The sequence below is a fragment of the Thermohalobacter berrensis genome, from assembly GCF_003609645.1.
GTDB lineage: Bacteria > Bacillota > Clostridia > Tissierellales > Thermohalobacteraceae > Thermohalobacter > Thermohalobacter berrensis.
In genome coordinates this window covers 121352-146595 of the sequence record NZ_MCIB01000001.1, presented here as the reverse complement: position 1 = coordinate 146595, position 25244 = coordinate 121352, and the positions used below count along the sequence as shown (strand labels likewise).

Genomic DNA, 25244 nt, shown 5'->3' with positions numbered 1-25244 from the left:
TTCACCTCAAATTAACACTTGCATTTAGTACCTATTACTAATAGTAAGTATATATCAATTATTTAAAAAAAGCAAGAAATTTTTCCATTATTATCTTCCTATTATATAAATCAAAAAAGCGAGCAAAGCTCGCTTTAGTTAAGAATATCACTAATAAATTTTATATAATAAAAAAGATAGTGATATAACATCACCATCTTTTAAGAAAATTACTCAGCATCAATAACCTCTTTGTTTTTATAGTATCCACATGACTTGCATACTCTATGAGGTAATTTTGGTTCATGACATTGTGGACACTTGCTAATTGCTGGTGCCGCTAACTTAGAATTTGCAGATCTTCTTTTATCTCTTCTTGCTTTTGAAGTTTTACGCTTAGGTACTGCCATTAAAAACACCTCCTTAAATCAGTCAAGTAGTTCTTTTAATTTTGCAAAGCGTGGGTCAATATTGTCATCTTCACAATTACATTCAACTTCATTTAAATCTTGACCACATTTTGGACAAATTCCTCTACACTCTTCATTACAAAGAACCCTCATAGGTAAGGATAGAAGAATTGTATTAATAGTTAGTTCATCTAAATCAACTTCATTTCCCTCATAAAAAATTTCAGTTTCATCTTCATCATTTTCAATTTTATTTTTTTGCTCTTTCTCCACAAGTCTACCTGAGATAGAAGTGTCAACTTTATCTTTTACTTCCTTTAAACACCTAGCACATTCATCTGAATATTCATAGGTAATATTTGCACTTAAGTAAAGTCCATCATTTGTTTTAAATACATTACCAGTAACTTTAACTGGACTTGTAAGTATAATCTCCCTATCTTTAGTTTTTATTTTCTTAATATCAGCAGTTTCGTCAAAGCTTATTTTACTCTCTGTTCCATCAATTAATTTAGACAAATCTATTCGCATACTATTCACCTCTAAAATGTTGACACAAATTTTATTATATAAGCGCAAATCTCATTTGTCAAGTTATAATTGTATATTTAAAGGCAGGAAGCTATCCTGCCTTTAAATCCTAAACTATTTCACTACTAGTTCCTTTGTATCTCTTGCAATCATAAGTTCTTCGTTTGTTGGAACTACTAATATTTTTACCTTTGAGCTTTCAGTATTAACAATAGCTTCTTTGCCTCTTACTTTATTTTTATCTTTATTTAATTCTATACCCATAAACTCTAAGCCTTCGCAAATCTTTTCTCTCATTTCAGCTGAGTTTTCTCCTAATCCAGCAGTAAATACTATAGCATCAACTCTACCCATTAAAGCAGCATAAGCTCCTATATACTTTTTAACTCTACTAGCAAATTTATCAAGTGCTAGTTGAGCTCTTTCGTTTCCATTTTCTGCAGCTCCTTCTATATCTCTAAAATCACTGCTAACACCAGAAATTCCTAAAACACCTGATTTTTTGTTAAGAAGATTATTAACCTCATCTAATGTCATATCTTCTTTTTCCATTAAGAAAGGAACAATAGCTGGGTCTATATCTCCACTTCTTGTTCCCATAGCTAATCCTTCTAATGGAGTGAATCCCATACTAGTATCTACTGATTTTCCACCTTTTACAGCAGCTAAGCTTGCACCATTTCCTAGATGGCAAGTAATAATATTTAAATCTTCAATATTTTTGCCTAATATTTCAGCTGCTCTATTTGATACATACTTGTGTGAAGTTCCGTGGAAACCATACTTTCTAATACCATATTTTTCATATAATTCATATGGAAGAGCATATATGTATGATGATTTTGGCATAGTTTGATGGAAAGCCGTATCAAATACTGCTACCATTGGTACATTTGGCATAAGCTCTTTGCAAGCCTGAATACCCATCATATTTGGTGGGTTGTGTAGTGGTGCTAAATCAGCGCATTCTTCAATAGCTTTCATAACCTCATCATCAATTATAACTGATTCCGCAAATTTTTCTCCACCATGAACTACCCTATGTCCTACAGCATTTATTTCTTCCATAGATTCCACAACGCCATGCTCAGGATTTACTAAGGCATTAATTACTATTTCTAAAGCTACCTTATGGTCTTTCATTGGTTTTTCAATTACAACCTCTTCTTTTCCTGATGGTTTATGCTCAACCCTTGAACCATCTATTCCTATTCTTTCTGCCAAACCTTTTGCCAAAACTTCTTCTTTTGTCATGTCAATTAACTGGTATTTTAAAGACGAACTACCACAGTTAATAACTAGAATTTTCATATGTATACCTCCTACTTTTTATAATATTTACCATTATCCATATTATTATAACTTATAAAAAAAATCAACTATATTGTAATTTATTTAACTTTTTCAGTATTTTTTATTCACTCTGTTTACTTTTCAAATAATTTTTGGTATGTTTTTTATAGTTTACTTAATTTTGTAGTAAAATATAATTTGTAATTATCAATAATATTACTTAAATTGGAGGATAAAAATGAGAGTTGTTGGATTAATTACAGAATATAATCCATTCCATAATGGTCATAAATACCATTTAGAAAAATCAAAAGAGATATCTAGAAGTAATTATTCAGTTGCTGTAATGAGTGGTAATTTTCTTCAAAGAGGAGAGCCAGCTATAGTTGATAAATGGACAAGAGCAAAAATGGCTATAGATAGTGGTGTAGATTTAGTTATTGAGCTACCAGTTGTTTATGCATGCCAAAGTGCAGAGTACTTTTCATATGGTTCTGTAAAACTATTAGATTCTCTCGGAGTAGTAGATAGTATTGTTTTTGGAAGTGAAAGTGGAGATGTAAAAAAAATAAATGCGATAGCTGATATATTATTAAAAGAACCTAATAATTTTAAAAATTACCTAAAAGATTATCTAAGTAAAGGGAATACTTTTCCTAAATCTAGAACTAAAGCATTAATTAAATATGCTAGAAACCATTTAAATTCAAAATTATCAACTGAAGATATAGAAGATATAATTAATTCCCCTAATAATATTTTAGGAATAGAATATTTAAAGGCCCTAAAGAAAATTAATAGTAAAATAGTACCTTATACTATCAAGAGAATAGGAAGTGATTATCATCAGGAAGATATCACGGGAAAATTCTCAAGTGCAACTTCAATAAGAAAGAAGATTTTTGAAGATGGAAATTTAGATACCATTAAAGATATTGTTCCATACCACACATATATACACTTAAATAATTTTCTTAATAAATATGGTTCTTTTAATAAAACTTGTAATTATAATGATATACTACAATATATTTTAATTAACACAGATCGTAAAAAATTAAAGGAAATCTTAGATGTAGAGGAAGGGTTAGAAAATAGGATATTAAAATGTTTCAATGAAAATAATACAATTGAAGGCTTAATAAACTGCATAAAAACTAAAAGATATACTTTAACAAGAATTCAGAGAATTATCATGCATCTACTAATTAATATTAATGAAAAGATATTTTCAGAATTTCATAAAACTGGCCCATTATATATTAGAGTTTTAGGTTTTAATAGTAAAGGAATAGAATTGCTTAGGGAAGCAAAAAAGAAAGCAAAACTCCCAATAATAACTAATTTCTCTAATTATAGGAAACTAAAAGACCATAAAATAAATAGAATGATAAGCTTCGATAAAAGGGCTACTGATATATATTTTTTAGGTCTTAAAAATTATAATAGTGAAAAAAAGAATTTAGACTTCTATACAAATCCATATATAAAAAAATAATTATTTCATTACAATACTTTTTTCAAGTACCTTATTAATATCTCCAATTCTCTTTTTTGCTTCATTATAACCCCTTTTTACACATTTTTCTACTTCATCAAATCTAGATGGTCTAATGTCAGATAAATGGGGTTCTATTAATATATCTGCATGTGTAACACTATTAGATAATATCTGCATAGACATTACATCAATCGATTGTAATATTACATCAAATATATGATTGATTCTACCCTGATTATTAGAAAAACCAACATCAACACCTATAACAATGTCTGCCCCCATTTGCTTTACTACTGTAACAGGTAGTCTATCGGTTACTCCACCGTCAACTAAAACCATATTATTCATTTTTAAAGGTATAAAAATACCTGGAATAGAAATACTAGCCCTCACAGCTTTATAGATTGGGCCTTCCGTAAAAATATATCTTTTAGATGTTTTTAAATCTGTTGCTACAATTGCCAATTTTTTATCTAAATCCTCTATATTTCTTTCCTTTGTTAATAATTTAATTATCTCCTCTATTCTATCACCTTTTATAAATCCCCTTTTAGGCACAGATAAATCTACCCACAGTTTTCTATCTAACTGCATGGCTATTCTTTCAATAGTATCAGGATCAATACCACAACAATATATAGATCCAATTAATGCCCCAATACTGCTACCCGCTACATAATCAATCTCTATATTATTCTCCTCTAAAGCTTTTAAAACTCCTATATGAGCTAATCCTTTTGCTGCCCCTGATCCAAGTGCTAAACCTATCTTAGGCTTATTACTCATCAAAAAACCCCCCCAAAACTAATCTATTTAAGTTATAGATATTTCTTATTTATATATGTATTATCATCAGTCAACATCTTTTCTATTTTTATATAATTCATTATGAATATCAGGGTCTGATCCTGTTGCTCCTTTTGTATTAATCTGCTTCATATCATAACCTATTTTTCCTGATTTTTTGTTTTCAACTTCTTCGTTTTCTTTTCGTTTTTTCATAATACCACCTTAATAACCTTATTTTAACATATTTTATTGTACTCAATAATTAAATATTTATTCAATATCAGTGAACCTCCTTAATTATTATCTATAATAAAATTAATTAGATTTAACTTTACATATTTGATATAATATTTTTGTATATTAACAAAAAGGAGGTAAAAATATTGAAAAAGTTCGACATATTGTGGTTATTAGGACTCTTACTAGTTGCTTTTATTCTTTTATATCCTACAACTCATAATGTTTTTGTTTCTGCAACAAATTCCCATCCATATATTATGGGATTTATAAAAGTTGCAATACTTGCAACAATGGGTGAGTTGTTAGCCTTAAGAATTGCTACAGGAAAATTTACTAAACCCCACGGGCTTATTTATCGTCTTATTGTATGGGGCTTTTTAGGAATGTGTTTTGTAATAGTATTTGATTTGTTTGCTAATGGAGTTAAAGGGGCTATGGGAAAAGGTTTGCTTCCAGCATTATCTAATAATCCTTTAGGATCTAAAATATTATTTGCATTCTTTACTAGTACATTTATGAATTTAATATTTGCACCTACATTTATGGCACTTCATAGAGTAACGGATACCTATATAGATTTAGGCAAAGGAAGCTTAGAAAAGATACTAAAGGTTAAACTTGATGATGTAATTAATAACATTGATTGGAATGGCTTTATAAGCTTTGTTGTTTTAAAAACTATACCTTTTTTCTGGATTCCAGCCCATACTGTAACTTTCATGCTACCTTCAGTATATAGAGTTTTAGTTGCAGCATTTTTATCTATCGCTTTAGGGGCTATCTTAGCCTTTGCTAAACGAAACAAAGCTAAAGCTTAATATTATTTAATAAATCCCCGAGTTAAACTCGGGGATTTTTAATAGCTAAATTATACTAATCCTCTATTTGTTAGACCTTGAGTAGCACTTTTTTGCATTTCTTGTCTTACTTGCTGAATTTCTTGTTGTCCAACTGAAGTTGAGTTCTTAAGAGATGGAATTCCACCCATTGTCATATTACCTTGAGTAGTTTGACCCATATTTCTCATTTCTTGTTGAGCTTTTTGAACTTCTCCTTGCCCAACAGCTGTAGAGTCATTTAAACTAGGAGCATTTTGATAGTTCATTAAAGGCATACCTCCAAATTTAATTTTATTTTAAGGTTTTAACCTTACATTTAATATTATATGTAGATTTAAGTTAAATATGGCTTGAAATATTTTGATAACTTATATAAAATTGTATCTATTAATATTTATCATTTATGATGAAGTTAATTATGATATTTAAATATATACAAAAAGTAGATGCATTATCAACACATCTACTTTTTGTAGTTTTAACCATATTTTGTATTTTATCTCTCAACCTACTCTACTTTAAACCTGTTAACTGCACCTTGTAACTCTTCTGCAAGAGTTTTTAGATTATCTACATTAGATAGAATATTTTCAGTTGAAGCTAATTGTTCCTCAGTTGAAGCTGATACCTGTTGAGTAGCAGCAGAAGTTTGCTGTGCTACTGATGAAATATTAGAAATTATATCAACAATTTCATCCTTTTTATTTGACATTTCTTCGTTGTAAATCTTTATTTGGGAAACTTTTTGACTTAAATTCTGTATAGATTCAATTATTTGACTGAATATCTCTTTAGTTTCTTTTACAGCAACATCTTGAGCTTCTATAATAGATTTTGACTTATCCATAGCTGAAACTGCTAACTTGGATTTATTTTGAATACCTTCAATCAGTTTTTTTATTTCATCTGCTGCTTTTGAAGATTCTTCTGCTAATTTTCTTATTTCTTCTGCAACTACTGCAAAGCCTTTTCCATGTTCTCCTGCCCTTGCTGCCTCTATTGCAGCATTTAAAGCAAGTAAATTCGTTTGTTCAGCTATTTGTGCTATCGTCTCTGTTATTACTCCGATTTCTTCTGAACTTTTATCTACCTGTTGTATAGCCTCATTTACCTCATTTGTAGATTCATTACTTTCTTTATTCTTTTCTGTTAAAAGATTTACTGTCTCTAACCCTTTATTACTTAGCCTATTTGTTTCATTAGAAGCATCACTTATTTCTTCTGTTAAATTAACCACATCTTCAATTTTACTAGCTAATTCATGAGTGTTAGAAGCTCCTCTTTCAGTATCCTTTGCTTGTTCATCAGTACTTTTTGCTACTTCTTCAACTGTTTTAGCTATTTCTTCTGTAGCTGTAACAGTTTGTTCTGTAATTTCATTTAGAGAATTTGATGATTCATATACAGTATTTGAAGATTTTATTACATCTTTTATTAAAGCCTTTATATTTGTAATCATTTCATTAAAGCTTTGGCCAATTTCACCAAATTCATCATTAGACTTAATATTAACTGTAGTTGTTAAATCTCCAGTTGTAGCCTTAGTAAAAGCATTTTTTATAGTATTTATAGGTTTAGAGATATAACCTGAAATTAGTATGGAGATTATTACAGCAACTGCTAAACCAATGGCTACTCCAACTAAAGTAAAGTTTTTAATAGCATCTGTATCATTTAATAGTTCTCTATCCTTTAAGGTAGCAGCTATCTTCCATCCGGTCTTTTCATTTGTAACAAAAGTTAAAAACTTATCTTCCCCTTCGTATGTATAACGGGCAAATCCTTTACTATTAGATTTAACTGTTGGCCAAAACTCCTGTTCTGTAGGAGCATTAGTACCAACTAATTCTTTACTAGGATGACTAATTATTGTCCCTACAGCATCTGATATAAAAACATAACCCTCTTCGCCTACAACTATTTGAGCTAACTTTTTAGACAGTCTATCAAGGTCTATGTCAATCCCAATTACTCCAATTACCTCTCCATACTTTACTACTGGTTTTGACGCTGTAATAACAACTTTTCCTGTAACTGCGTCTATGTATGGTTTTGACCAAGTTACCCTATTTTTATTCTTAATAGCACCCTTATACCAAGGTCTTAGTCTAGGGTCGTAGTCATCATCTAAATCTTGAATTGGGTATAGATGCATTTTACCATCCGTAGATCCAAAATATGCATTAGTAATGTCTGAGCTACTTTCTTGTGTATTCTTTAGAATTTCCATAAATGATAAATTAGCCTTAGGGTTACCTCCTTGTTCACCTTCTAAAGTAGTACTATCTATCTCTTTAAAACGTGAGTCAGCAGCTAAAATATCAACAATATGTTCAACTCCAATAAGATACTCATTTAAGGCTTCATTTACTTCTGCCACAGTTTGTCCACTTGTAAGTACTAATTTGTCTTCTAGTATATTAAAAGATCTCTGATATGAGAAATAACCTAGCAAACTTAAAGGTAATACTATTGCTATTATCAATATTGGAATAAGTTTATTCCTCAATTTTCCCCTTGAATGCTTTTTCTTATTAATCTTCTTTTTACTTTTTTTCTTCATTGTTATCCTCCTTTTCTATTAAATTAATTTATATTCTTTTTAAAAATAAACTTTAAATATCATGATTAATTGTTTAACTTTCTCTAAACAAATTTTTAAATTTAGGCCATAACATTTCTACTTTATCTACTAAATATGGGTCAAATTGAGTCCCTTTATTATTATGAATTTCATTTAAACATTCCTTAAAAGTTAATCTTTTTCTGTAAGGTCTTTCAGATAGCATAGCATCAATAGAATCACATATTGATATAATACGTGAGCTAATAGGTATGTCTTCTCCCTTAATTTTATGGGGATATCCTTTTCCATCCCACCACTCATGATGGTGTAAAACAATTTTGGCAACATTTTTCAAGTTATTCGATTGGCTAAGTATTGAATATCCAATTGCAGGATGTTCCATAATCTTTTCCCATTCTTTTTTGTCTAGTGGGGTTTTTTTATTTAAGATAGAATTTGGAACACTAATTTTACCTATATCATGTAGTTTTGCTGCAATATAAACTTGTTCTATTTCATATTCTTTTAGTCCAATTGATTTGCATAATTCATAAGTCATTTGTGCTACCCTTTTAGAATGACCACTAGTATATCTATCTTTTGCTTCAAGTGATGCAACTAAACAAAGCATTATTTCATAAGAAATATTATTCTTTATTTTAAAGTTATACATTAAATTCCCCCTTCAAACAAAAAAAGCGCCTTTTTAAGGCGCAAAAAATGAGTCATTTTGATTGTTTAAGACTACCTATAAAAGTACATATTTAAATTTTAAATATTACTTCGGTAGTCTGGCAATCATAGGGATATAAGTATCCCCTTAGACCCATGACTTTGCGCCCTTACCTTTCAGTAAGTTTGCCCTTATCGGTATTTTTTAGCTGGAAACACCGCATCTATTATAATATAAAAAATCTATAAAGTTTGTCGAAGTTTGTCGCATGTTAAATTTTTTTACAAGTTTTTTGGTATTTTTTGTGTCTTTTGTCGAATTTTCTATAAATAAAAAAACTTTATTTAATAATTTTTTTCTCATATAGCATTTCAATATGTGGGATGCCATCTTCTAAATATGTACCTGACACTGCTTTAAACCCTAAGCTTTTATAAAAATTAAGCAAATACTCCTGTGCTGATATTCTGATTCTGTCTTCTCTTAACTCATCTATAATATACTTTATTGCCCTCTCCATTAGACTTCTACCTAATCCATTTCCTCTATAATCTTTTTTTACTAGCACTCTCCCTATTGATGCTTCCTTATAAGAAACTCCCGGTGGAATAATTCTAGCATAAGCGACAATTTCATTATTATCAGTTGCATATATATGATATGAGTCTAAATCTTTATCATCACATTCAAAATAAGGACATTTTTGTTCAACAACAAAAACATTTATTCTCTGTTTAATAATTTCATATAATCCATTTGTAGTTAATTCATTAAAATGCTTTATCTTCCACTCCATAATAAACCTCCTAATCCTTTTCCATTTACTATATCATAGTTATTAAAATCATACCAAATACTCCTTAATATTTCATTATCGAGTTATAATAATTCTAGAAATACAAAATAAAAAAAGCCTAACTTACTTTTTATTAATTAGGCTCTTTAAAAAGTATCTTCTATAATTTTTGTATTAAAAGTCTATAGACTTATAAAGATTTTTTACTGTTATAATAATAAACTTAAATTCCTCTTAATAGTTACAAATTACTTAGACTTTACTTTAGTTAACTATAAAAATACTATATTATTTTTACAGTAGTACCAATTGGAACTATATTAAAAAGCTCAATAATATCTTTATTATACATTCTAACACAACCATTTGATACTGCTTTACCTATTGATGCTGGATTATTTGTTCCATGAATCCCGTAATGGGGTATACTTAACCCTAGCCATCTCACTCCAAAAGGTCCTCCAGGGTTAACAGCCTTATTTACAATTGTATAGGTCCCTTTCGGTGTGGGAGTTGATGGTTTGCCTACTGCAATAGGGTATGATTTAAACCATTGTCCATTTTTAAATAAAGTTAATGTACGAGAACTTGTATTAATTGTAATACTATAAGTTTGCAAAATTGAAGGATAAAAATACATTTTTTCACTCCCTAACTTTATATTTGTTTAGTATAGAATATGAATTGAAAAATATGGGAGTGAAATATATTTATTTTAATAAGTATTAATATTATCTAAAAGCCTTTACAATTTAATCAAACTCTGGATTTAACATAATATATTCTAATCTTTCTATCCCTTTATATTCAATAGTTCTATTATATTCAAAACCACATTTTTCAGCTAATTTAATGGATGATATATTTTTAGGATCTATTTCTGCAACTATTTTATTTAATCTTAGTGTGTTAAATCCGTATTTAAGCAATGCTTGAGCTATTTCATACCCTAACCCTTGTCCCCAATATGCTTTATCTACAATGTAAGAAATATTTATATTTCCCCCTTTAATCTTATAATGTAAACCTCCAAAACCGACGGTCTTTAAAGAACTTTTATTAAGTACAATAAAATCTCCAAACCTATTATTCTCCCAATGAGATACAATCTTTTTGACTCTCCTTCCAGTTTGTTCTATAGTTTCATCTTTTCCTGATACGAAATATCTAGTTAACTCTTCATCACTAAATATCTTAAAAAGCTTTTCAGTATCTTTTAATTGAACTCTTTTTAAAAATGTCCTCTTAGTTTCTAGTTGCATTATTCTTCCCCTAAAAAATAATTAGTTTTTTACCTTCTTAATTAATTTTAGTATATTAGTTCCAAGGATTTCAGCTTGTCTTAAAGCTTCTTTTTGTTGGAGAATATCACCAGGGTCAGATGCTTTTGCTGTAACACCATTTAATTCACCAGGAACACATATTACCCCACATGATAGCATCCAATTATAAATTGCATTTATAGTAATAGCTTGACCAGCCCCTCTACCAACTGCTATTGCACCGCCAAATTTACCTTCTAGTGGTCTTTCATTTTTAACTGCATAATGTCTATCTAATATTGCTAATAATTGAGAACAAATATTTCTAGAATATACAGGGCTAGAAATTATTATTCCATCACACCATCTAAAAGCCTCGTAGATTTGATGCATATCATCTTTTATTATGCAAACCCCACTTTTATTACATTCTTCACAGCCTTTGCAGGGATTTACTCTTATTTCACTTAATTTTATATGTTTTGTCTCAAATCCTTTATTTTTAAAGGGTTTTAAAGAATGTTTTAATAATATCTCACTATTTCCATTCGGTCTTTGTGTACCTGATATTCCTAAAATTTTCATATTTAATAACTCCTTTCGAAAGTTTATCTAAACCTAAGGAATATAAAATTGCTAAATTTAACCATTATTATATAAAAACAAATTATTAAAATCAAATAATAATCTAGTATATCTTCTCCAGTAATACATATTTTGAATAGATATCATTATCATTTATGATAAGATTTGTTATGATATTTAGCTTCAACTATACCCCTTATAATTCTTTATAAATAAAAAAGTGAGGTTGTACCTCACTTTAATTCTACTTAGTTATCCAATATCATAACAATAAAATTAATATTCCCTTTTTTATTTTTCCTAGTAAAATAATCTATTTCTTCAAAACCAACTTTTTTATATACTTTAATTGCTCTTTTATTAAAGCTTGCAACTGTTAAACGAAATTTATTTTTTATAAAAATACTTTTAGCATAATCTAATCCTGCTTTAACAAAATTATATCCTTCTCCTTTTCCACACATTTCAGGTTTTAAACCTAACCCAATATCAATATAATTTTCATTATCATATACACCGTACTTTTTTCCTACTGGTATCTGTGCAGACTCACCAAAGCAAAAATATCCTATCAGTTTGTTATTTTCATAAACAAAATAATAGGATCCATTCATAAATTCTGCAATTGTTTCTTCACTTCCATCTAAACTATATATGGAATAAGGCTCTTCGTATTTCCAATTTGAAATTTCTTTTGCTTCTTCTTTTTTCATATTATTAAAGATTAATTTCATTTTCATCACATCCATTTAAAATTATCTCAGTTTGGTAAATAAGCCTATTTTTAATTCAGTTTTAAAATAAATATATATTATAGGCTCATTAGTTCCTCTTTTATATCTTGTGGAGCTTTTTCAAGTGCATATCTAAAAATAGTCCGAGGTAAATTATTAACATTATTTTTTAAATAATTATATATTTTTTCTGGATAACTTAAATAAGCATATTTTAGAAGCCATCCAACACCTTTTTGTACATGTATTTCATCATCATGTTTTAATTTCTCTGCAATCGTATAAACCTTTTCAAAACTGCAATTAACAGTAAAACTTCTATTTGATTTTAACAAACTGACAGGTGCTGCTCGTCTTACATATGTTTTTGTGGAATCTGTCCATTTCAATACATTTTGAAATAACTGAGGGTATTTATCTACCATCGGGTTAAGGACTCTATAACAAAAAACATCACATGTTCCCCAATGATTAATATAATTATATAACCACTTTTCATAATATGACATGTATTTAAGTTTATATAATTCTTTTCTTCTTTTTATCCACATAGTGACAAGCCAAAATAATCTCCATTCCTCAACTGAAACTAAGAAATCAAAAAGTTCCATTAATTGGTCATTGTCACTAGGTAACTCTGGGTATATTTTTCTTTGTACTTGTTCCCTTGCCTTAGCATTAGATGCCATTCCTAATTTATTAAACTCATTATATATTTTTTCTAAAATCTTGCGGTTTTTCTCCAATATTATTCTCCCCTTATAATACTAAAATTCACATAATAAAAACTACTTCAAAACTTGTTGACATAAATAATTCTTAATTTTAAGTATTAAGAATTATTTATATTATCTTACTTCTTTATTAATTCCTATTTATCCTCTTTATTGTAAATTTTATCCTTATTAGGTTCCATTATACCAGGTTCCATTGCTATCATTATAGTTATTCAGTTCTTCTACTGTACTTATAAGCTCAACTGTAAAACTATAAAATATTTAAGTTTATTACTTATGATAGTTTCCTTTAAAATCATATTAATCTAACATATTCAATATATATATGATAAGAAACTTCAGGAGGTACAATATGTCTAGCTTAATCTTTTTACCTTTATTTTTTGGGTTTATAATTGCATTAAAAATTACTCTCAATTCATTTTTAAAAAAGTATAGAAAATATATTGTAACGTATTTTTCAGCATTATCAGTAATGTTAATTGTTCTTACAATCGTTTTATTCCCTGAAAACTCGGTAAAAGCAGCCTACAGAGGAGTTAATACTTGGTTTAATATTGTTCTACCGTCTTTATTACCTTTTTTTATATGTTCAGAAATTTTAATTGGATTAGGTGTTGTAAATTTTATTGGAACGCTTCTTCAACCTATAATGAATCCTTTTTTTAATGTTCCAGGAGAAGGGGCATTTCCCTTTGCTATGAGTATAACCTCTGGTTATCCTGTAGGGGTAAAGTTAGCCGCTAAGCTTAGAACTCAAAACATTTTGACTAAAGCAGAAGCACAAAGGTTAGTTTCTTTTTCTAGTACCTCTGGTCCATTGTTTATGATAGGAGCTGTTGCAGTTGGTATGTTTAATAATGCTACTTTAGGTGCTTTAATCGCTATAGCACACTATCTGGGAGCAATAACAGTAGGATTAATATTTAGATTTTATGGTGATAAGAGAAAAATTCCTAAAAAATCAGAAAAAAGCTATATTAAAAAAGCCTTTAGGGAATTGATTAAAGCAAAAGAAAATGATGGTAGAAGCTTCGGTATGCTTATGGGAGATGCTGTAAAGGAATCCTTTAATACAATGCTTATGATAGGTGGCTTTATTATACTTTATTCAGTAATAATTGAAATTCTTACTTTAACTAGATTAGAAGAATTAATATCCTACTTAATTACTTCATTAGTTCCTATATTAGAAGACAAAGAGCTTATTAGAGCAACGTTAAGCGGTATTATTGAAATTACCAATGGATGTAACATGCTTTCAAATGTTACTAATAGTAGCTATCTATCGAAAATTTCAATTGTGAGTTTTTTAATCGGCTGGAGTGGTTTTTCAATTATTAGTCAAGCTGCTAGTATTATTAGTAAGACTGATATTAAGCTTAGTATTTATACTTTAAGTAAATTCCTACATGGTATATTTGCAAGTATTTATACAATATTACTTTATATACTTTTCTTTAAAGATAAAGTAAAGCCTGCTTCAATAGTTCTGCAGCAAGGTAAAGTTAATTTTGTTTCAAGTGATTGGATCTCAATATTTAGTTTTTCAACTAAAATATATTTCATTATACTATTATGTTTGATACTTATAGGTATAACTTTAAGTTTATTAAATCAAAAAATTGTAACTAGGTAAAAGTAAATAGGTATTTAATAGAAGTTATATTGAATATAACTATTTTATATTGCATAGAAATTAGTAGATGATTAAGAATAGTTGTAATAATTAGGAGGTAAAAATTTTGATAATAACTATTCTACTATTCTGTTTAGGTCTTATTCTAGTTGTCAAGGGTGGAGATCTGTTTGTTGAGTCATCTGTTAATATAGCTAGGACGTATCATCTGCCCGAGATATTTATTGGGGCTACAATAGTGAGTATAGCAACAACAGCTCCTGAAGCAATTGTTTCAGTCACGGCTGCAACTGCAGGACACACTACCATGAGTGTGGGAAATGCAGTCGGTTCCATAATTTGTAATACAGGTCTAGTATTAGGTGTTACCAATATAATCTCTCCCAGTAGAATTAAAGGTAAATTTTTTAGATTAAAATCTCTTATTCTTCTAGCCGTATTTTTAATCTTTTCTACTATTTCTTATGATGGTTTAATTACTACAAAAGATTCTGTAATTTTAATTATAATTTTATTAGGATATATTATCTTAGATACCTATATATTAAGATATAAGAATAATCAAACTTCACAATATAAAAGAAAAATCTTTAATCTTAGGAAAAAAGTTAAGACAATATTCTTCTTTATTACTGGTATATTTAGTATTATAGTTGGCTCTAATTTACTTATTGATAACGGTATAGATTTAGCTAAATTTATTGGTGTTCCAGAATCAGTAATTAGTTTATCTTTAATTGCTTTTGGAACTTCTTTACCAGAACTAACAACTGCACTAACTGCTTTAAAGAAAGGTCATACCTCATTATCAGCAGGGAATATTGTAGGAGCTAATATTCTAAACGTAGCACTAGTTCTTGGATCCTCTGGAATGGTATCTTCACTTATAATTGAAAGACAGAATTTAGTTTTAGATTTTCCTGTTGCTTTTTTAATGCTATTAATTCTTACAATTCCGTGTTTATTTAAAAATAAAATTAGTAGATTTCAGTCCATTTCTTTATTAATTTTATATGCATTATATATATGTATACTATATAGAATACATATGTAACTAGTACTAGATATGTTTATGTTAATGTATATTATAAATGTGAAGATTGCCATACAAAGGAGGATGTTTTAGTAATTGAAGCAACTTTAATAGCACTAGCTATTTGTATTGACTCTTTTGCTTTAGGTATGACCTATGGTATTAAACAAATACGAATTCCAAAAGCAGCCACATTAATAATAAATTTTGTAACTATTATCATCTTAGGAATTTCAATATATTCAAGTCATATAGTAGTAAAGTATATATCTGAAAATACTTCCACTTTAATAAGTTGCATTATACTAATTAACTTAGGATTAATTTTCATGTTGGAAGGATACATTAAATATAAAATTGAAAATACAAATGATGATAAACTAGCTAAATTTTATATACTCAAGCTAGGACTTATAATAGATATTGCACTTGATACCACTAAAGCCGACTTAGATGTTTCTGGAGATATAAACATAAAGGAAGCTTTCTATTTGGGCTTTGTATTATCGATTGATGCTCTTGGGGCCGGATTTGGACTTTCTTTAGGTGGAATTAATTATCTTTATTTTTTACCTTTAGTATTTTGCTTTAACATTATATTTATCATGTAATTTACTTATATTATTATAGCTTTGTATATATTACAACAAACATAATCAATACCACTAGATTTAAAATAATTTTAACTGGCCTTCTATCTTTAAACATTAATTCATTAATTATTTCAAGTGTAGAATTAATAATAACTATTATAACTAAATATATTAAATCAACCATATTCATAATTGTCATAATTCCTATAATAATTAATAGTGTGGCTAAAATATATTTTATTATATTTAGATATTTAGTCTTATCTTTGTTCATCTCTCTTCACTCCAGCACCTTTGATTAAATTTAAAAATGTATTCAAGAAATCCATTAAACATAAAATTTGTAAACTTGCCTTAAATTTATTATTTATTTTTAAGAGTTACAACTTCTTTATATAATTGTCCACCTTTATATATACCTAATACTTCTATAATGTAACCTTCTTGTAATCCTTCTTCTATCATTCTATTAAATTCTGTATTTGAATCCGTAACTATGTTTATTCTTAAATCCCTATTATATTTTTTTAAAGGTTGTAAGATTATTAGCAATCCTTCATAATAGTTTTCTATTTTTTCTATAACTCCTATAATATTTCTAAAATCCATTTTCTTTACATCTTTTATATTACAACCAGCTTTCGAAACTTCAACAACCATTTGAACAAAATTTCTGGATTTTAGATTATATTTATAAATTTCAGAATTAGAAACTAAAAATTTTCCTCCAGATTCTTTCATTGGATCTTCCAAAAAAAACTCGAGAATATTTTTTTTTCCTTTTGACTTTGTTCAATTTTAGTAATTATTGCTCTCCAATTCTTTATTTCTGTATTAACACGTGAATCTAATTTATTATCTTCAAAATTATCCTTTTTATCATTTATATGAGTACTACAGCCTGTAAAAAGTAAAGGAATTAATATTACAAATATTTATACTTTTCTTTTTCATATTTAACTCCTATTTTTTACATAATATATTTTTATAAATTTATTGCATAGGCAAGAAACAAACTTTCCATATGCCTTCTTTATTTTTTATTAGCCTAAAAGTAAAAACAAAATCTTCTTCATTTTCTGTATTAGAGTAAACTTTATTATTTTCCCATGTTATTATAGCCTCTTGTTTATTTTCAGAGTATTTAACTTTCAAGTTTTCAACATTTTTAAATACCTCAAGATTTCTGCTTGTTCTTTTATTTATATCTTCTAAGTGTTTTTCTTTAGACCAACCTAAATATTTGTCATCTTGTATATAAAATTCATATTCTGTTTCATAATCTTGTATTTGTCCAGCATGTAGATATAGTTTGCATACAGTAATAGGATCTAATCCATTTAAAACTGAATCATCATGGTCTTGTGCAAATTTACTATATATTTCTTTTTTCTCCCTCTGTCAATTTCAGCAAGTTTACAGTATTTGAGTTAGAAGCACAGCCTATAAAAAATAAGTTCAAAATAAAAAAGATAATAGAATAAGTAAATATTTTTTTCATACTACATATTCTCCTTTTAAAATTTAAGTTAACTACAAATTAATTATATTACATTATATGGTAAACAACAAATCCTTTTACATATTTTGTAATAATAGTATATTTTCAAACAAAAAAAAGGCTCCATAATCTGGAACCTTCTTACTTTAAACCTTTTAGTTCTTCTCTATTTTTATCTAGTGTATCTATAAGTGTCTTCAATTGTTCTTGAACATTTTTTAGTAGTTCATCTGCATATTCTCTTGCTCCTATTCTTATCTCCTTTGCATTACTTTTGGCCTTATTTATTATTTCTTCAGCTCTTTCTTGAGCCTTCTTTGTTATTTCATCTTCCTCAACCATTTCCTCAATATGTAATTTAGCTTCATTAATAATTGTATCAGCTTCGTTTTGAGCTTCTGCTAAAATCTTTTGTCTTTCTTCTTTTATCCATTCAGCCTGTTTTATTTCATCTGGTAGTTTAATTCTTATTTCTTTTATTATTTCTAATAATTCCTCTTTATCTAATAATACTTTTCCTGCAAAAGGTATAGAAGAACTTTCATCAAGAATATCTTCAATTTCATCTAAAAGATCCATTACTTCCATATCCTTATTCCCCCTTTATCTTTACTTTTATTGCTTGTTCTACTGATTTAGGTACTAAATCTGATATATCACCATTAAACCTTGCAACTTCCTTTACCAAGCTTGAACTTAAAAACGAATATTTTGCACTTGTCATTAAAAATAATGTTTCTATATCATTATCTAAGTTCCTATTCATTAATGCCATTTGTAGTTCATATTCAAAATCTGAAACTGCCCTTAAGCCTTTTACTATAGCTGATATATCCCTTTTTTTTGCATAATCAACTAAAAGGCCTGAAAAACAATCAATTTCTACATTATCATAATCCTTACATACTTCTTGTAATAGCTTTACCCTTTCCTCAACAGTGAACATTGGCTTTTTTGAGGGATTATTTAATACTGCCACTATTACTTTATTAAACTTTTTAGAACATCTTTTGATAATATCAAGATGTCCATTTGTTACTGGATCAAAACTTCCAGGATAGAGTACAACCATTATACTTCCTCCTCTGCTTTATAAAAAGAAATAGTTGTATTTCCGTATTCCCTTGAATGAACTTTTATTAAATTATGTACTTTTTCGGGTAAAATAGTATTGGTTCTATGTTCAACAATTACTATTCCATTATGTTTTATGATTTTATGCTCTGCGATTTTATTTAGTGTTGGTTCAGCAAAGCCTTTATTATAAGGTGGATCCATGAAAATAAAATCAAATTTTACATTCTTTTTTCCAAGAATTTCTATTGCTCTACCTACTTTATTTTTATAAACATATGACTTATTTAATAGTTTTGTATTTGAAAGGTTTTCTTTAATTATTTTTATACACTCTGAACTATAGTCAATAAAATAACATTCATCAGCTCCTCTGCTTAAAAATTCAATTCCTATATTTCCTGTTCCTGAAAATAAATCTAGTACAATACTATTTCCAGGAATTTTACCTAATATATTAAATAAAGATTCTTTAATTCTATCAGTTGTAGGTCTTGTTTCAAGTCCTTTAGGAGCTTTTAATTTATGTCCCTTAGCTGTTCCAGTTATTACTCTCATTTTTTCACCTCTCTAATACCATTATTTTAGCACAATATCAAAATTAGTACAAAATTAAATATTTTTTTACAAATTGTTACTGTATATTTTACTTTAAAAAACAAATAATATGTACATAGAAGAAAATTCCCCTAAAACTATTCCTTAAAATTCTCCTCTCCCAACTAAATTAATAAAAAGAAAGATGCCTTTTTGACATCTTTCTTTTTTATTAATTAAAGCTTATATCTTTTATTTTATCCTTAAAAAGATTAATTATTTTATTCTTAATCTTTTTATATTTTTCAGATTGTAGATGTCTGTCCTCTTCTAGTATTTTAAGTGCCAACTTTTGAGCCTGTTTTAACATATCCATATCTCTAAAAATATTACCAATTTTTAAATCAGGAATTCCATGTTGTCTAGTTCCAAAGAATTCTCCGGGACCTCTAATTTCTAAATCTTTTTCTGAAATAACAAACCCGTTATTTGTTCTTTCCATTATCTTCATTCTTTCTCTAGCAACTTTACTATTACTATCATTTATTAATATACAATATGACTGATATTTTCCTCTTCCTACCCTTCCTCTTAACTGGTGAAGCTGTGCCAATCCAAATCTTTCTGCATTTTCAATTACAATTATATTTGCATTAGGGACATTTACTCCGACTTCTATTACGGTGGTTGAAATAAGTATATCAATTTCATGGTTTTTGAATTTAGCCATTATTTCATCTTTATCCTTTGCATTCATTTTACCGTGTAAAAGTGCCAATCTCAAATCTGTAAAATACTCATTACTTAACTCTTCATATAGCTCTGTAGCAGATTTTATATCTAAAGAATCAGATTCTTCTACTAATGGACAAACAATATAAGCTTGTCTTCCTTCTTTTATTTGTTTTTTTACAAAATCATATACTCTTTTTTTCATTTTACTATTAACTGCATATGTTTCTACCTTTTTTCTTCCTGGTGGAAGTTCATCAATTATAGATATATCTAAATCCCCATATAAAATTAGTGCTAAAGTTCTAGGTATCGGAGTAGCTGTCATTACTAAAACATCTGGATTTAAACCTTTTTGTGTCAATTTAGCCCTTTGTCTTACCCCAAATCTATGCTGCTCATCTGTTATTGCAAGACCTAACTTATCAAACTCTACAGTATCTTGTATTAATGCATGTGTTCCAACTACAATATCTATTTTCCCTTCTTTTATTTTCTTAAGTATTTCTTTTTTCCTTTTATCAGGCACACTACCCACTAATAACTCTATTTCAATATTATAATTATTTAAAAATTCTTTTATACTTTCATAATGCTGTGTGGCTAAAATTTCAGTAGGTGCCATCATGACAGCTTGATATCCAGACATAACAGCTTTTAACATTGAAAGTACAGCAATAATAGTCTTCCCTGATCCAACGTCTCCTTGGACTAGTCTATTCATAGGCTTATCTGATTCCATATCTTGTTCAATTTCCTTAAATACTCTCTTCTGAGCATTAGTTAATTCAAAAGGAAGTGTATTTATAAACTTTTTAATTTCATCAACTTTATTAAATTTTATACCATTTTTATTGTTACTATAATTTTCTTTTATCATTAACAACCCTAGTTGCAGTATTAATAACTCTTCAAATACTAGTCTTTGTCTTGCTTTTATATAGCATTTCCTGTCCTTAGGAAAATGAATATTTTTTAAAGCATCATTTACAGAAATTAAATTAAAATTTTTTCTAATAACATCAGGAAGGCAATCTTCAACTTTATCTATGTAATTTTTTAAAACATTATTAGCTATCTTAATCATTTCATTATTACTTAACTTTTCTGTTAAGGGGTATATTGGTATTATCTTTCCTACCTTTTCCCCTTTTCTATCATTTTTGTCAAATACAGGGTTTTGTATTTGAATTTCATTATAGGCAATTTTTACTTTTCCATTAACCCTTAGAATCTCACCTATTTTAAAATTTTTTGCCATATATTCTTGATTAAACCAAACTAAAAAGGCTAATCCCGTTTCATCTTTTACAGGAACCTTTGTTATGGAAAGTCCCCTTCTTGGTCTATATATTACTGGAGAACCAGATACGATTACCTTTAAATTTACCTTTTCTCCATTTCTACATTCCTTTATACTATTTAATTTTCTTCTGTCTTCATAGGTTCTTGGAAAGTAATAAAGCATATCTTCAACAGTCTTTATGTTAAGCCTTTTAAGTTTTTTTGCTCTTTTTGGGCCAACACCTTTTACATATTGGATTGATGTATTTAAATTTTCCAAATTCTTCACCCCTAGAACATATGTTTATATTTATTATATAAAAAGAATATTTTCCAAGCAACCAAGTAAGTAATCAAGTAATTGTTATAGTTAAACTTAAATAAAAAAGTAGCTAAGCATAATGCCTAACTACTTTTACTCCACTGAAAATATATAGTAGTAAAGTGGCTGACCTCCATAAACTACTTCAATATCACACTCTTCCATTTCTTCTTCTAATAATTCCCCTAATTCTTCTGCCTTTTCCTTACTAATATCTTCTCCATAAAATATGGTTATTAAATCATTTTCATCTTCATCTATAATATTTCTTAATAGGTCCATTGAAACTTCTCTAATATCATTACCAATTGATTTTATTTCACCTTCAGATATTCCTATTACATCATCCTTTTTTATTTCTTTACCATTAATTGTAGTATCTCTAACTGCAAATGTTACCTCTCCAGTTTTTACTTCTTTTATAGCCTCTTCCATATTCTCAATATTTTCATCTAGATCAAGGTCTTCATCAAAGGATAATAAAGCTGTAACACCTTGAGGTATAGTTTTAGTTGGTACCACTTCAATATTTCTATTGCTTAATTCTTTGGCCTGTTTTGCTGCTAAGATTATATTACTGTTATTAGGTAATATAATTATATTTTCACCCTTTACATTTTCTACAGCTTTTAAAATATCTTCTGTACTTGGATTCATAGTTTGTCCACCTGAAATAACATAGTCTACCCTTAGATCCTTAAAAACATTTTTTATTCCTTCACCCATTGCAACTGTTATTATACTATATTTCTTCATTTCATCTTCTTGATTTTGTTGTACATGTTTTTCATCAACTACTTTACTTTTGTGTTGATATCTCATATTATCAATTTTTATATTAGTTAATTCTCCAATTTTTAACCCCTTTTCTAATACTTCACCTGGATTATTAGTGTGAATATGAACCTTTATATGTTCTTCATCACCAATAACTAACATTGAATCTCCAAACTTAGTTAGTTCGTCTTTTAATTTTTCTATATCACCATTTTTACTATTTATGATAAACTCAGTACAATATCCAAATTTAATATCTGCTTCTTCAGTATATTCTTTTGTTTCTTCATCTGCTTTAAGATATTCATCTAATTCATCAAAAAACTCATCATCGTCAAAAGTTACAGCTTTTAATGCACCTATTAAAATATAAAGTAATCCTTTTCCTCCAGCATCAACTACCCCAGCTTGTTTTAAAGCATCTAACATTTCAGGTGTTTTTTTAAGGGTTTCATCACCATGTTTTATAACCTCTTCTAAGAAGATTTTAATGTCATTTTCTTCTTTTGCTAATTCTTCAGCCTTTTCTGCACATTCTCTTGCAACTGTTAGTATAGTACCCTCAATAGGCTTCATAACAGCCTTATAAGCTGTATCAGAAGCCATTTTAAAGGCTCTAGCTATATCTTTTGTATTTGCCTTTTCGATTCCTGTTAAACCTTGTGCTAAACCTCTAAAAAGTTGTGAAAGGATAACCCCAGAGTTTCCTCTAGCTCCCATTAATGAACCCTTTGAAGCTGCTTTAGCTATATCTTCAATATTATTTGCATTTGATTTTTTTACTTGTCTTGCTGCTGACTGCATAGTTAATGCCATATTGGTTCCAGTATCACCATCTGGTACTGGGAAAACATTTAAATCATCTACGACTGTCTTATTTTTTTCTAAGTAGTTTGCTCCGCCTATAATCATTTTCTTTAGTATGTCACCATCTATATATTCGATTTTCAACCTTAGTACCTCCTTAATCTACTTTTGTACTCTTACACCTTGTATATTAATGTTAACCCTTTTTACTTTTAAGCCTAAAAATTTCTCTATATTGTATTTTACCTTTTCTATAATATTATTTGCAACAACAGAAATTTTCGTCCCATACTGTACTACTATATGTAAATCGATTATGATTGAATCATCTTCAGTGCTAACTTTAACACCTTTAGTTAGATGTTCTTTTCTTAATAATTCTGCTAAACCATCAGTAGCATTTCTGCTTGACATTCCAACAAGTCCATAACATTCCATAGCTGCTAATCCTGCTATTGTAGCAATAACAGAATCATCAATAACAATTGAACCATATTTATTATTTATTTTTCCAGGCATAAAAATCCTCCTTTAGTAGGTTATATATATATTCTACCCTATTATTATTCTGTATTCAACTTACTGAACAATATGAATTTTTACATATTCTTATCTAGTTATTGCAAAAATATTCGTATATATGTTAAAATAGTAATGTTTCTAGAGTAGAATTCATAGAACAATTAGGGAGGTGTAAATCATGGCAAGAAAATGTGACGTATGCGGCAAAGGTAAAGCAACTGGAAATAAAGTAAGCTTTTCAAATCGTCATAATAAAAGAACTTGGCGTCCAAATTTACGTAGAGTAAAAGCAATCGTTGATGGTTCTCCAAAGAAAATTCGTGTTTGTACAAGATGTTTAAGATCTGGTAAAGTTGAGAGAGCTCTTTAATAATATATGGCTTCCTTGAATTTGGAAGCCTGTTTTACTTTTTTGCTAAATACTATATAATTCCCAGCCTATTGCCATAAGACTTATTCCGAGAAAAGCTAACGTTATCCATTTAGGAAGTACATAAATCAAGTATATTGAAGCTATAATAACCACTAATGTCATTATAATCCTAATTAAACCCTTCATATAAACCAACCCCTATATCATTCTATAAATTGTCCAGCCTAAAAAAATTAGTAAAAAACCTAATATAAGAACCCATATTTTTAATGGAACAACATATATTACTATAAAGCCGCCAATAACAGCTAAGACTATTCCCAGGACCTTTCTAATACTTCTAGTAAGTATAATTTTCCTCATTTATATCACTCCTTTAAAGGTCCATATATACCTATATTATTCATTTAAAAAGATTATGTTACATTATAGACTATTCTTATCTCTTTTCATATAAAAAAAGCTGCATTAAGCAGCTTTTAATCTCTAGATTTGATAACTAAACATACCCCATCTTTAATTTTAACTTTTCCCTTATCTGAAATAACTTTATTACTTATTCCTAATGTTGAGCTAAATTTAATATCAATATTATTTGTTTCATACTCAAATCCCTTCAGAGTAACTCCCTCTACGTCTCCTAAAAAAGGAATAATTGAAACAAAGGTATTTATATCTTTACTTATCTTTAACTTATTATCTGTAATATAAATCTCGTTATGACTATCTATAATTTTAGCTTTAACACCTTTCTTTAGGAGTTTATACAATAAAAATATATTTGCTAATGTATGGTCAATTCTTGTACCTGTTGCTCCTAATAAAACTATCTCATTTGCTCCCTTTTGTAATGCATAATCTATTGCTAAATCAGTATCAGTATTGTCTTTTTTAGCAGGAAATTTTACAAATTTTATTCCTTCTTCCCTATATTTTCCTAAGGCCTCATTTGTAATTGAGTCTAAATCACCAACAATAACATCTGGTTTTAAGTTAGCCTTAAATAAATGCTTTGCACCTCCATCTGCACACACTATAAAGTCTACTTTGGAGGCTTCATTTTTTAGAACCTCATAATCTTTTATATCTCCATTTGAAATTATAAGTGTTTTCAT

31 protein-coding genes, 1 pseudogene and 1 riboswitch are annotated in these 25244 nt (G+C 28.3%); of the genes and pseudogenes, 6 read left to right on the top strand and 26 right to left on the bottom strand.

Features of this window, described 5'->3' with window-relative positions; all coding sequences use genetic code 11:
• Positions 1 to 209: 209 nt before the first annotated feature.
• From rpmF to BET03_RS00750, 3 genes are all read right to left on the bottom strand, one after another.
• Positions 210 to 389, bottom strand: coding sequence for a 50S ribosomal protein L32 (gene rpmF, locus BET03_RS00760; protein ID WP_120166245.1), 180 nt, complete (start codon positions 387 to 389; stop codon positions 210 to 212).
• Positions 390 to 407: 18 nt separating this feature from the next.
• On the bottom strand, positions 408 to 908 hold the full coding sequence (locus tag BET03_RS00755) for a YceD family protein (protein ID WP_183108658.1): 501 nt from the start codon (positions 906 to 908) through the stop codon (positions 408 to 410).
• 126 nt (positions 909 to 1034) lie between these two features.
• A complete protein-coding gene (locus tag BET03_RS00750) occupies positions 1035 to 2231 on the bottom strand; it encodes an acetate kinase (RefSeq protein ID WP_120166241.1) in 1197 nt (398 codons plus the stop codon).
• A gap of 220 nt (positions 2232 to 2451) precedes the next feature.
• Here BET03_RS00750 and BET03_RS00745 point away from each other — a divergent pair, with 220 nt between their 5' ends.
• Positions 2452 to 3711 (top strand): nucleotidyltransferase, encoded by a 1260-nt coding sequence (locus BET03_RS00745; RefSeq protein ID WP_120166239.1) that lies wholly within the window; start codon positions 2452 to 2454, stop codon positions 3709 to 3711.
• On the opposite strand, the gene BET03_RS00740 is transcribed toward BET03_RS00745, so the two are convergent.
• Positions 3712 to 4500: a patatin-like phospholipase family protein gene (locus tag BET03_RS00740; RefSeq protein WP_120166237.1), complete on the bottom strand. Its 789-nt coding sequence runs from the start codon at positions 4498 to 4500 to the stop codon at positions 3712 to 3714.
• 66 nt (positions 4501 to 4566) lie between these two features.
• Positions 4567 to 4716, bottom strand: a complete 150-nt coding sequence (locus tag BET03_RS13535) for a hypothetical protein (protein WP_183108657.1) — start codon at positions 4714 to 4716, stop codon at positions 4567 to 4569.
• Positions 4717 to 4886: 170 nt separating this feature from the next.
• Here BET03_RS13535 and BET03_RS00735 point away from each other — a divergent pair, with 170 nt between their 5' ends.
• Positions 4887 to 5561, top strand: a complete 675-nt coding sequence (locus tag BET03_RS00735; protein WP_120166235.1) for a hypothetical protein — start codon at positions 4887 to 4889, stop codon at positions 5559 to 5561.
• Positions 5562 to 5611: 50 nt separating this feature from the next.
• On the opposite strand, the gene BET03_RS00730 is transcribed toward BET03_RS00735, so the two are convergent.
• From BET03_RS00730 to BET03_RS00690, 9 genes are all read right to left on the bottom strand, one after another.
• Positions 5612 to 5848, bottom strand: coding sequence for a hypothetical protein (locus BET03_RS00730; RefSeq protein ID WP_120166233.1), 237 nt, complete (start codon positions 5846 to 5848; stop codon positions 5612 to 5614).
• Positions 5849 to 6090: 242 nt separating this feature from the next.
• Positions 6091 to 8145 carry a methyl-accepting chemotaxis protein gene (locus BET03_RS00725; protein ID WP_120166231.1) on the bottom strand — a complete coding sequence of 685 codons (2055 nt, stop codon included), beginning with the start codon at positions 8143 to 8145 and terminating at the stop codon, positions 6091 to 6093.
• Positions 8146 to 8218: 73 nt separating this feature from the next.
• Positions 8219 to 8821: an HD-GYP domain-containing protein gene (locus BET03_RS00720; protein ID WP_120166229.1), complete on the bottom strand. Its 603-nt coding sequence runs from the start codon at positions 8819 to 8821 to the stop codon at positions 8219 to 8221.
• 109 nt (positions 8822 to 8930) lie between these two features.
• A riboswitch (cyclic di-GMP riboswitch) is annotated at positions 8931 to 9021 on the bottom strand.
• A gap of 140 nt (positions 9022 to 9161) precedes the next feature.
• Positions 9162 to 9617 (bottom strand): GNAT family N-acetyltransferase, encoded by a 456-nt coding sequence (locus BET03_RS00715; RefSeq protein ID WP_120166227.1) that lies wholly within the window; start codon positions 9615 to 9617, stop codon positions 9162 to 9164.
• A gap of 283 nt (positions 9618 to 9900) precedes the next feature.
• A complete protein-coding gene (locus BET03_RS00710) occupies positions 9901 to 10236 on the bottom strand; it encodes a L,D-transpeptidase (RefSeq protein WP_279230296.1) in 336 nt (111 codons plus the stop codon).
• Between the two features lie 133 nt (positions 10237 to 10369).
• Entirely contained in the window at positions 10370 to 10879 is a 510-nt protein-coding gene (locus BET03_RS00705; protein WP_120166223.1) for a GNAT family N-acetyltransferase, read from the bottom strand.
• 21 nt (positions 10880 to 10900) lie between these two features.
• The gene (locus tag BET03_RS00700; RefSeq protein WP_120166221.1) at positions 10901 to 11464 is read right to left on the bottom strand and encodes a flavodoxin family protein; all 564 of its coding nucleotides are present in this window, start codon (positions 11462 to 11464) and stop codon (positions 10901 to 10903) included.
• A gap of 248 nt (positions 11465 to 11712) precedes the next feature.
• On the bottom strand, positions 11713 to 12198 hold the full coding sequence (locus tag BET03_RS00695; protein WP_120166219.1) for a GNAT family N-acetyltransferase: 486 nt from the start codon (positions 12196 to 12198) through the stop codon (positions 11713 to 11715).
• Between the two features lie 77 nt (positions 12199 to 12275).
• Complete coding sequence (locus tag BET03_RS00690; RefSeq protein ID WP_120166217.1) at positions 12276 to 12944, bottom strand: DNA alkylation repair protein; 669 nt, start codon at positions 12942 to 12944, stop codon at positions 12276 to 12278.
• 343 nt (positions 12945 to 13287) lie between these two features.
• On the opposite strand from BET03_RS00690, the gene ylbJ reads away from it, so the two are divergent.
• The 3 genes and pseudogenes from ylbJ to BET03_RS00675 form a co-directional block, all read left to right on the top strand.
• On the top strand, positions 13288 to 14574 hold the full coding sequence (gene ylbJ / locus BET03_RS00685) for a sporulation integral membrane protein YlbJ (protein WP_183108656.1): 1287 nt from the start codon (positions 13288 to 13290) through the stop codon (positions 14572 to 14574).
• A 106-nt stretch (positions 14575 to 14680) separates the two neighbouring features.
• Complete coding sequence (locus BET03_RS00680) at positions 14681 to 15628, top strand: calcium/sodium antiporter (protein WP_183108655.1); 948 nt, start codon at positions 14681 to 14683, stop codon at positions 15626 to 15628.
• Positions 15629 to 15690: 62 nt separating this feature from the next.
• Positions 15691 to 16218 (top strand): annotated as a pseudogene (locus BET03_RS00675) (MntP/YtaF family protein); the annotation flags it as partial.
• Between the two features lie 13 nt (positions 16219 to 16231).
• Here BET03_RS00675 and BET03_RS00670 read toward each other — a convergent pair.
• The 9 genes from BET03_RS00670 to BET03_RS00635 all read right to left on the bottom strand — a co-directional run bounded on the left by BET03_RS00670 (position 16232) and on the right by BET03_RS00635 (position 23753).
• Positions 16232 to 16474 carry a hypothetical protein gene (locus tag BET03_RS00670; RefSeq protein ID WP_120166208.1) on the bottom strand — a complete coding sequence of 81 codons (243 nt, stop codon included), beginning with the start codon at positions 16472 to 16474 and terminating at the stop codon, positions 16232 to 16234.
• 89 nt (positions 16475 to 16563) lie between these two features.
• Positions 16564 to 16953, bottom strand: coding sequence for a hypothetical protein (locus tag BET03_RS00665; RefSeq protein WP_183108654.1), 390 nt, complete (start codon positions 16951 to 16953; stop codon positions 16564 to 16566).
• Positions 16954 to 17193: 240 nt separating this feature from the next.
• Entirely contained in the window at positions 17194 to 17355 is a 162-nt protein-coding gene (locus BET03_RS13530; protein WP_183108653.1) for a hypothetical protein, read from the bottom strand.
• 487 nt (positions 17356 to 17842) lie between these two features.
• On the bottom strand, positions 17843 to 18289 hold the full coding sequence (locus BET03_RS00660) for an ATPase (protein WP_120166204.1): 447 nt from the start codon (positions 18287 to 18289) through the stop codon (positions 17843 to 17845).
• Between the two features lie 4 nt (positions 18290 to 18293).
• Complete coding sequence (gene coaD / locus BET03_RS00655; RefSeq protein WP_183108652.1) at positions 18294 to 18773, bottom strand: pantetheine-phosphate adenylyltransferase; 480 nt, start codon at positions 18771 to 18773, stop codon at positions 18294 to 18296.
• Entirely contained in the window at positions 18773 to 19333 is a 561-nt protein-coding gene (gene rsmD / locus BET03_RS00650; protein WP_120166200.1) for a 16S rRNA (guanine(966)-N(2))-methyltransferase RsmD, read from the bottom strand. Before rsmD ends, coaD begins: the two co-directional genes overlap by 1 nt.
• 211 nt (positions 19334 to 19544) lie before the next feature.
• Positions 19545 to 21617 (bottom strand): ATP-dependent DNA helicase RecG, encoded by a 2073-nt coding sequence (gene recG, locus BET03_RS00645; RefSeq protein WP_423246969.1) that lies wholly within the window; start codon positions 21615 to 21617, stop codon positions 19545 to 19547.
• Between the two features lie 126 nt (positions 21618 to 21743).
• Complete coding sequence (locus BET03_RS00640; RefSeq protein WP_120166196.1) at positions 21744 to 23378, bottom strand: DAK2 domain-containing protein; 1635 nt, start codon at positions 23376 to 23378, stop codon at positions 21744 to 21746.
• 18 nt (positions 23379 to 23396) lie between these two features.
• Positions 23397 to 23753 (bottom strand): Asp23/Gls24 family envelope stress response protein, encoded by a 357-nt coding sequence (locus tag BET03_RS00635; protein ID WP_120166193.1) that lies wholly within the window; start codon positions 23751 to 23753, stop codon positions 23397 to 23399.
• A 181-nt stretch (positions 23754 to 23934) separates the two neighbouring features.
• On the opposite strand from BET03_RS00635, the gene rpmB reads away from it, so the two are divergent.
• Positions 23935 to 24126: a 50S ribosomal protein L28 gene (gene rpmB, locus BET03_RS00630; protein ID WP_120166191.1), complete on the top strand. Its 192-nt coding sequence runs from the start codon at positions 23935 to 23937 to the stop codon at positions 24124 to 24126.
• A gap of 45 nt (positions 24127 to 24171) precedes the next feature.
• Here the strand turns inward: rpmB and BET03_RS13525 are convergent, their stop codons facing one another.
• The 3 genes from BET03_RS13525 to BET03_RS00625 all read right to left on the bottom strand — a co-directional run bounded on the left by BET03_RS13525 (position 24172) and on the right by BET03_RS00625 (position 25244).
• On the bottom strand, positions 24172 to 24315 hold the full coding sequence (locus BET03_RS13525) for a hypothetical protein (protein WP_183108651.1): 144 nt from the start codon (positions 24313 to 24315) through the stop codon (positions 24172 to 24174).
• Positions 24316 to 24327: 12 nt separating this feature from the next.
• Entirely contained in the window at positions 24328 to 24492 is a 165-nt protein-coding gene (locus tag BET03_RS13520) for a hypothetical protein (protein WP_183108650.1), read from the bottom strand.
• A 116-nt stretch (positions 24493 to 24608) separates the two neighbouring features.
• On the bottom strand, positions 24609 to 25244 hold the full coding sequence (locus BET03_RS00625; RefSeq protein WP_120166189.1) for a thiamine diphosphokinase: 636 nt from the start codon (positions 25242 to 25244) through the stop codon (positions 24609 to 24611).

Coding starts and splice junctions, on each gene's coding strand:
- rpmF (WP_120166245.1), bottom strand. CDS start 389: ATGGCAGTACCTAAGCGTAAAACTTCAAAAGCAAGAAGAGATAAAAGA.
- BET03_RS00750 (WP_120166241.1), bottom strand. CDS start 2,231: ATGAAAATTCTAGTTATTAACTGTGGTAGTTCGTCTTTAAAATACCAG.
- BET03_RS00745 (WP_120166239.1), top strand. CDS start 2,452: ATGAGAGTTGTTGGATTAATTACAGAATATAATCCATTCCATAATGGT.
- BET03_RS00740 (WP_120166237.1), bottom strand. CDS start 4,500: ATGAGTAATAAGCCTAAGATAGGTTTAGCACTTGGATCAGGGGCAGCA.
- BET03_RS13535 (WP_183108657.1), bottom strand. CDS start 4,716: ATGAAAAAACGAAAAGAAAACGAAGAAGTTGAAAACAAAAAATCAGGA.
- BET03_RS00730 (WP_120166233.1), bottom strand. CDS start 5,848: ATGAACTATCAAAATGCTCCTAGTTTAAATGACTCTACAGCTGTTGGG.
- BET03_RS00725 (WP_120166231.1), bottom strand. CDS start 8,145: ATGAAGAAAAAAAGTAAAAAGAAGATTAATAAGAAAAAGCATTCAAGG.
- BET03_RS00720 (WP_120166229.1), bottom strand. CDS start 8,821: ATGTATAACTTTAAAATAAAGAATAATATTTCTTATGAAATAATGCTT.
- BET03_RS00715 (WP_120166227.1), bottom strand. CDS start 9,617: ATGGAGTGGAAGATAAAGCATTTTAATGAATTAACTACAAATGGATTA.
- BET03_RS00705 (WP_120166223.1), bottom strand. CDS start 10,879: ATGCAACTAGAAACTAAGAGGACATTTTTAAAAAGAGTTCAATTAAAA.
- BET03_RS00700 (WP_120166221.1), bottom strand. CDS start 11,464: ATGAAAATTTTAGGAATATCAGGTACACAAAGACCGAATGGAAATAGT.
- BET03_RS00695 (WP_120166219.1), bottom strand. CDS start 12,198: ATGAAATTAATCTTTAATAATATGAAAAAAGAAGAAGCAAAAGAAATT.
- ylbJ (WP_183108656.1), top strand. CDS start 13,288: ATGTCTAGCTTAATCTTTTTACCTTTATTTTTTGGGTTTATAATTGCA.
- BET03_RS00670 (WP_120166208.1), bottom strand. CDS start 16,474: ATGAACAAAGATAAGACTAAATATCTAAATATAATAAAATATATTTTA.
- BET03_RS00660 (WP_120166204.1), bottom strand. CDS start 18,289: ATGGAAGTAATGGATCTTTTAGATGAAATTGAAGATATTCTTGATGAA.
- coaD (WP_183108652.1), bottom strand. CDS start 18,773: ATGGTTGTACTCTATCCTGGAAGTTTTGATCCAGTAACAAATGGACAT.
- rsmD (WP_120166200.1), bottom strand. CDS start 19,333: ATGAGAGTAATAACTGGAACAGCTAAGGGACATAAATTAAAAGCTCCT.
- BET03_RS00635 (WP_120166193.1), bottom strand. CDS start 23,753: ATGCCTGGAAAAATAAATAATAAATATGGTTCAATTGTTATTGATGAT.
- rpmB (WP_120166191.1), top strand. CDS start 23,935: ATGGCAAGAAAATGTGACGTATGCGGCAAAGGTAAAGCAACTGGAAAT.
- BET03_RS13525 (WP_183108651.1), bottom strand. CDS start 24,315: ATGAAGGGTTTAATTAGGATTATAATGACATTAGTGGTTATTATAGCT.
- BET03_RS13520 (WP_183108650.1), bottom strand. CDS start 24,492: ATGAGGAAAATTATACTTACTAGAAGTATTAGAAAGGTCCTGGGAATA.
- BET03_RS00625 (WP_120166189.1), bottom strand. CDS start 25,244: ATGAAAACACTTATAATTTCAAATGGAGATATAAAAGATTATGAGGTT.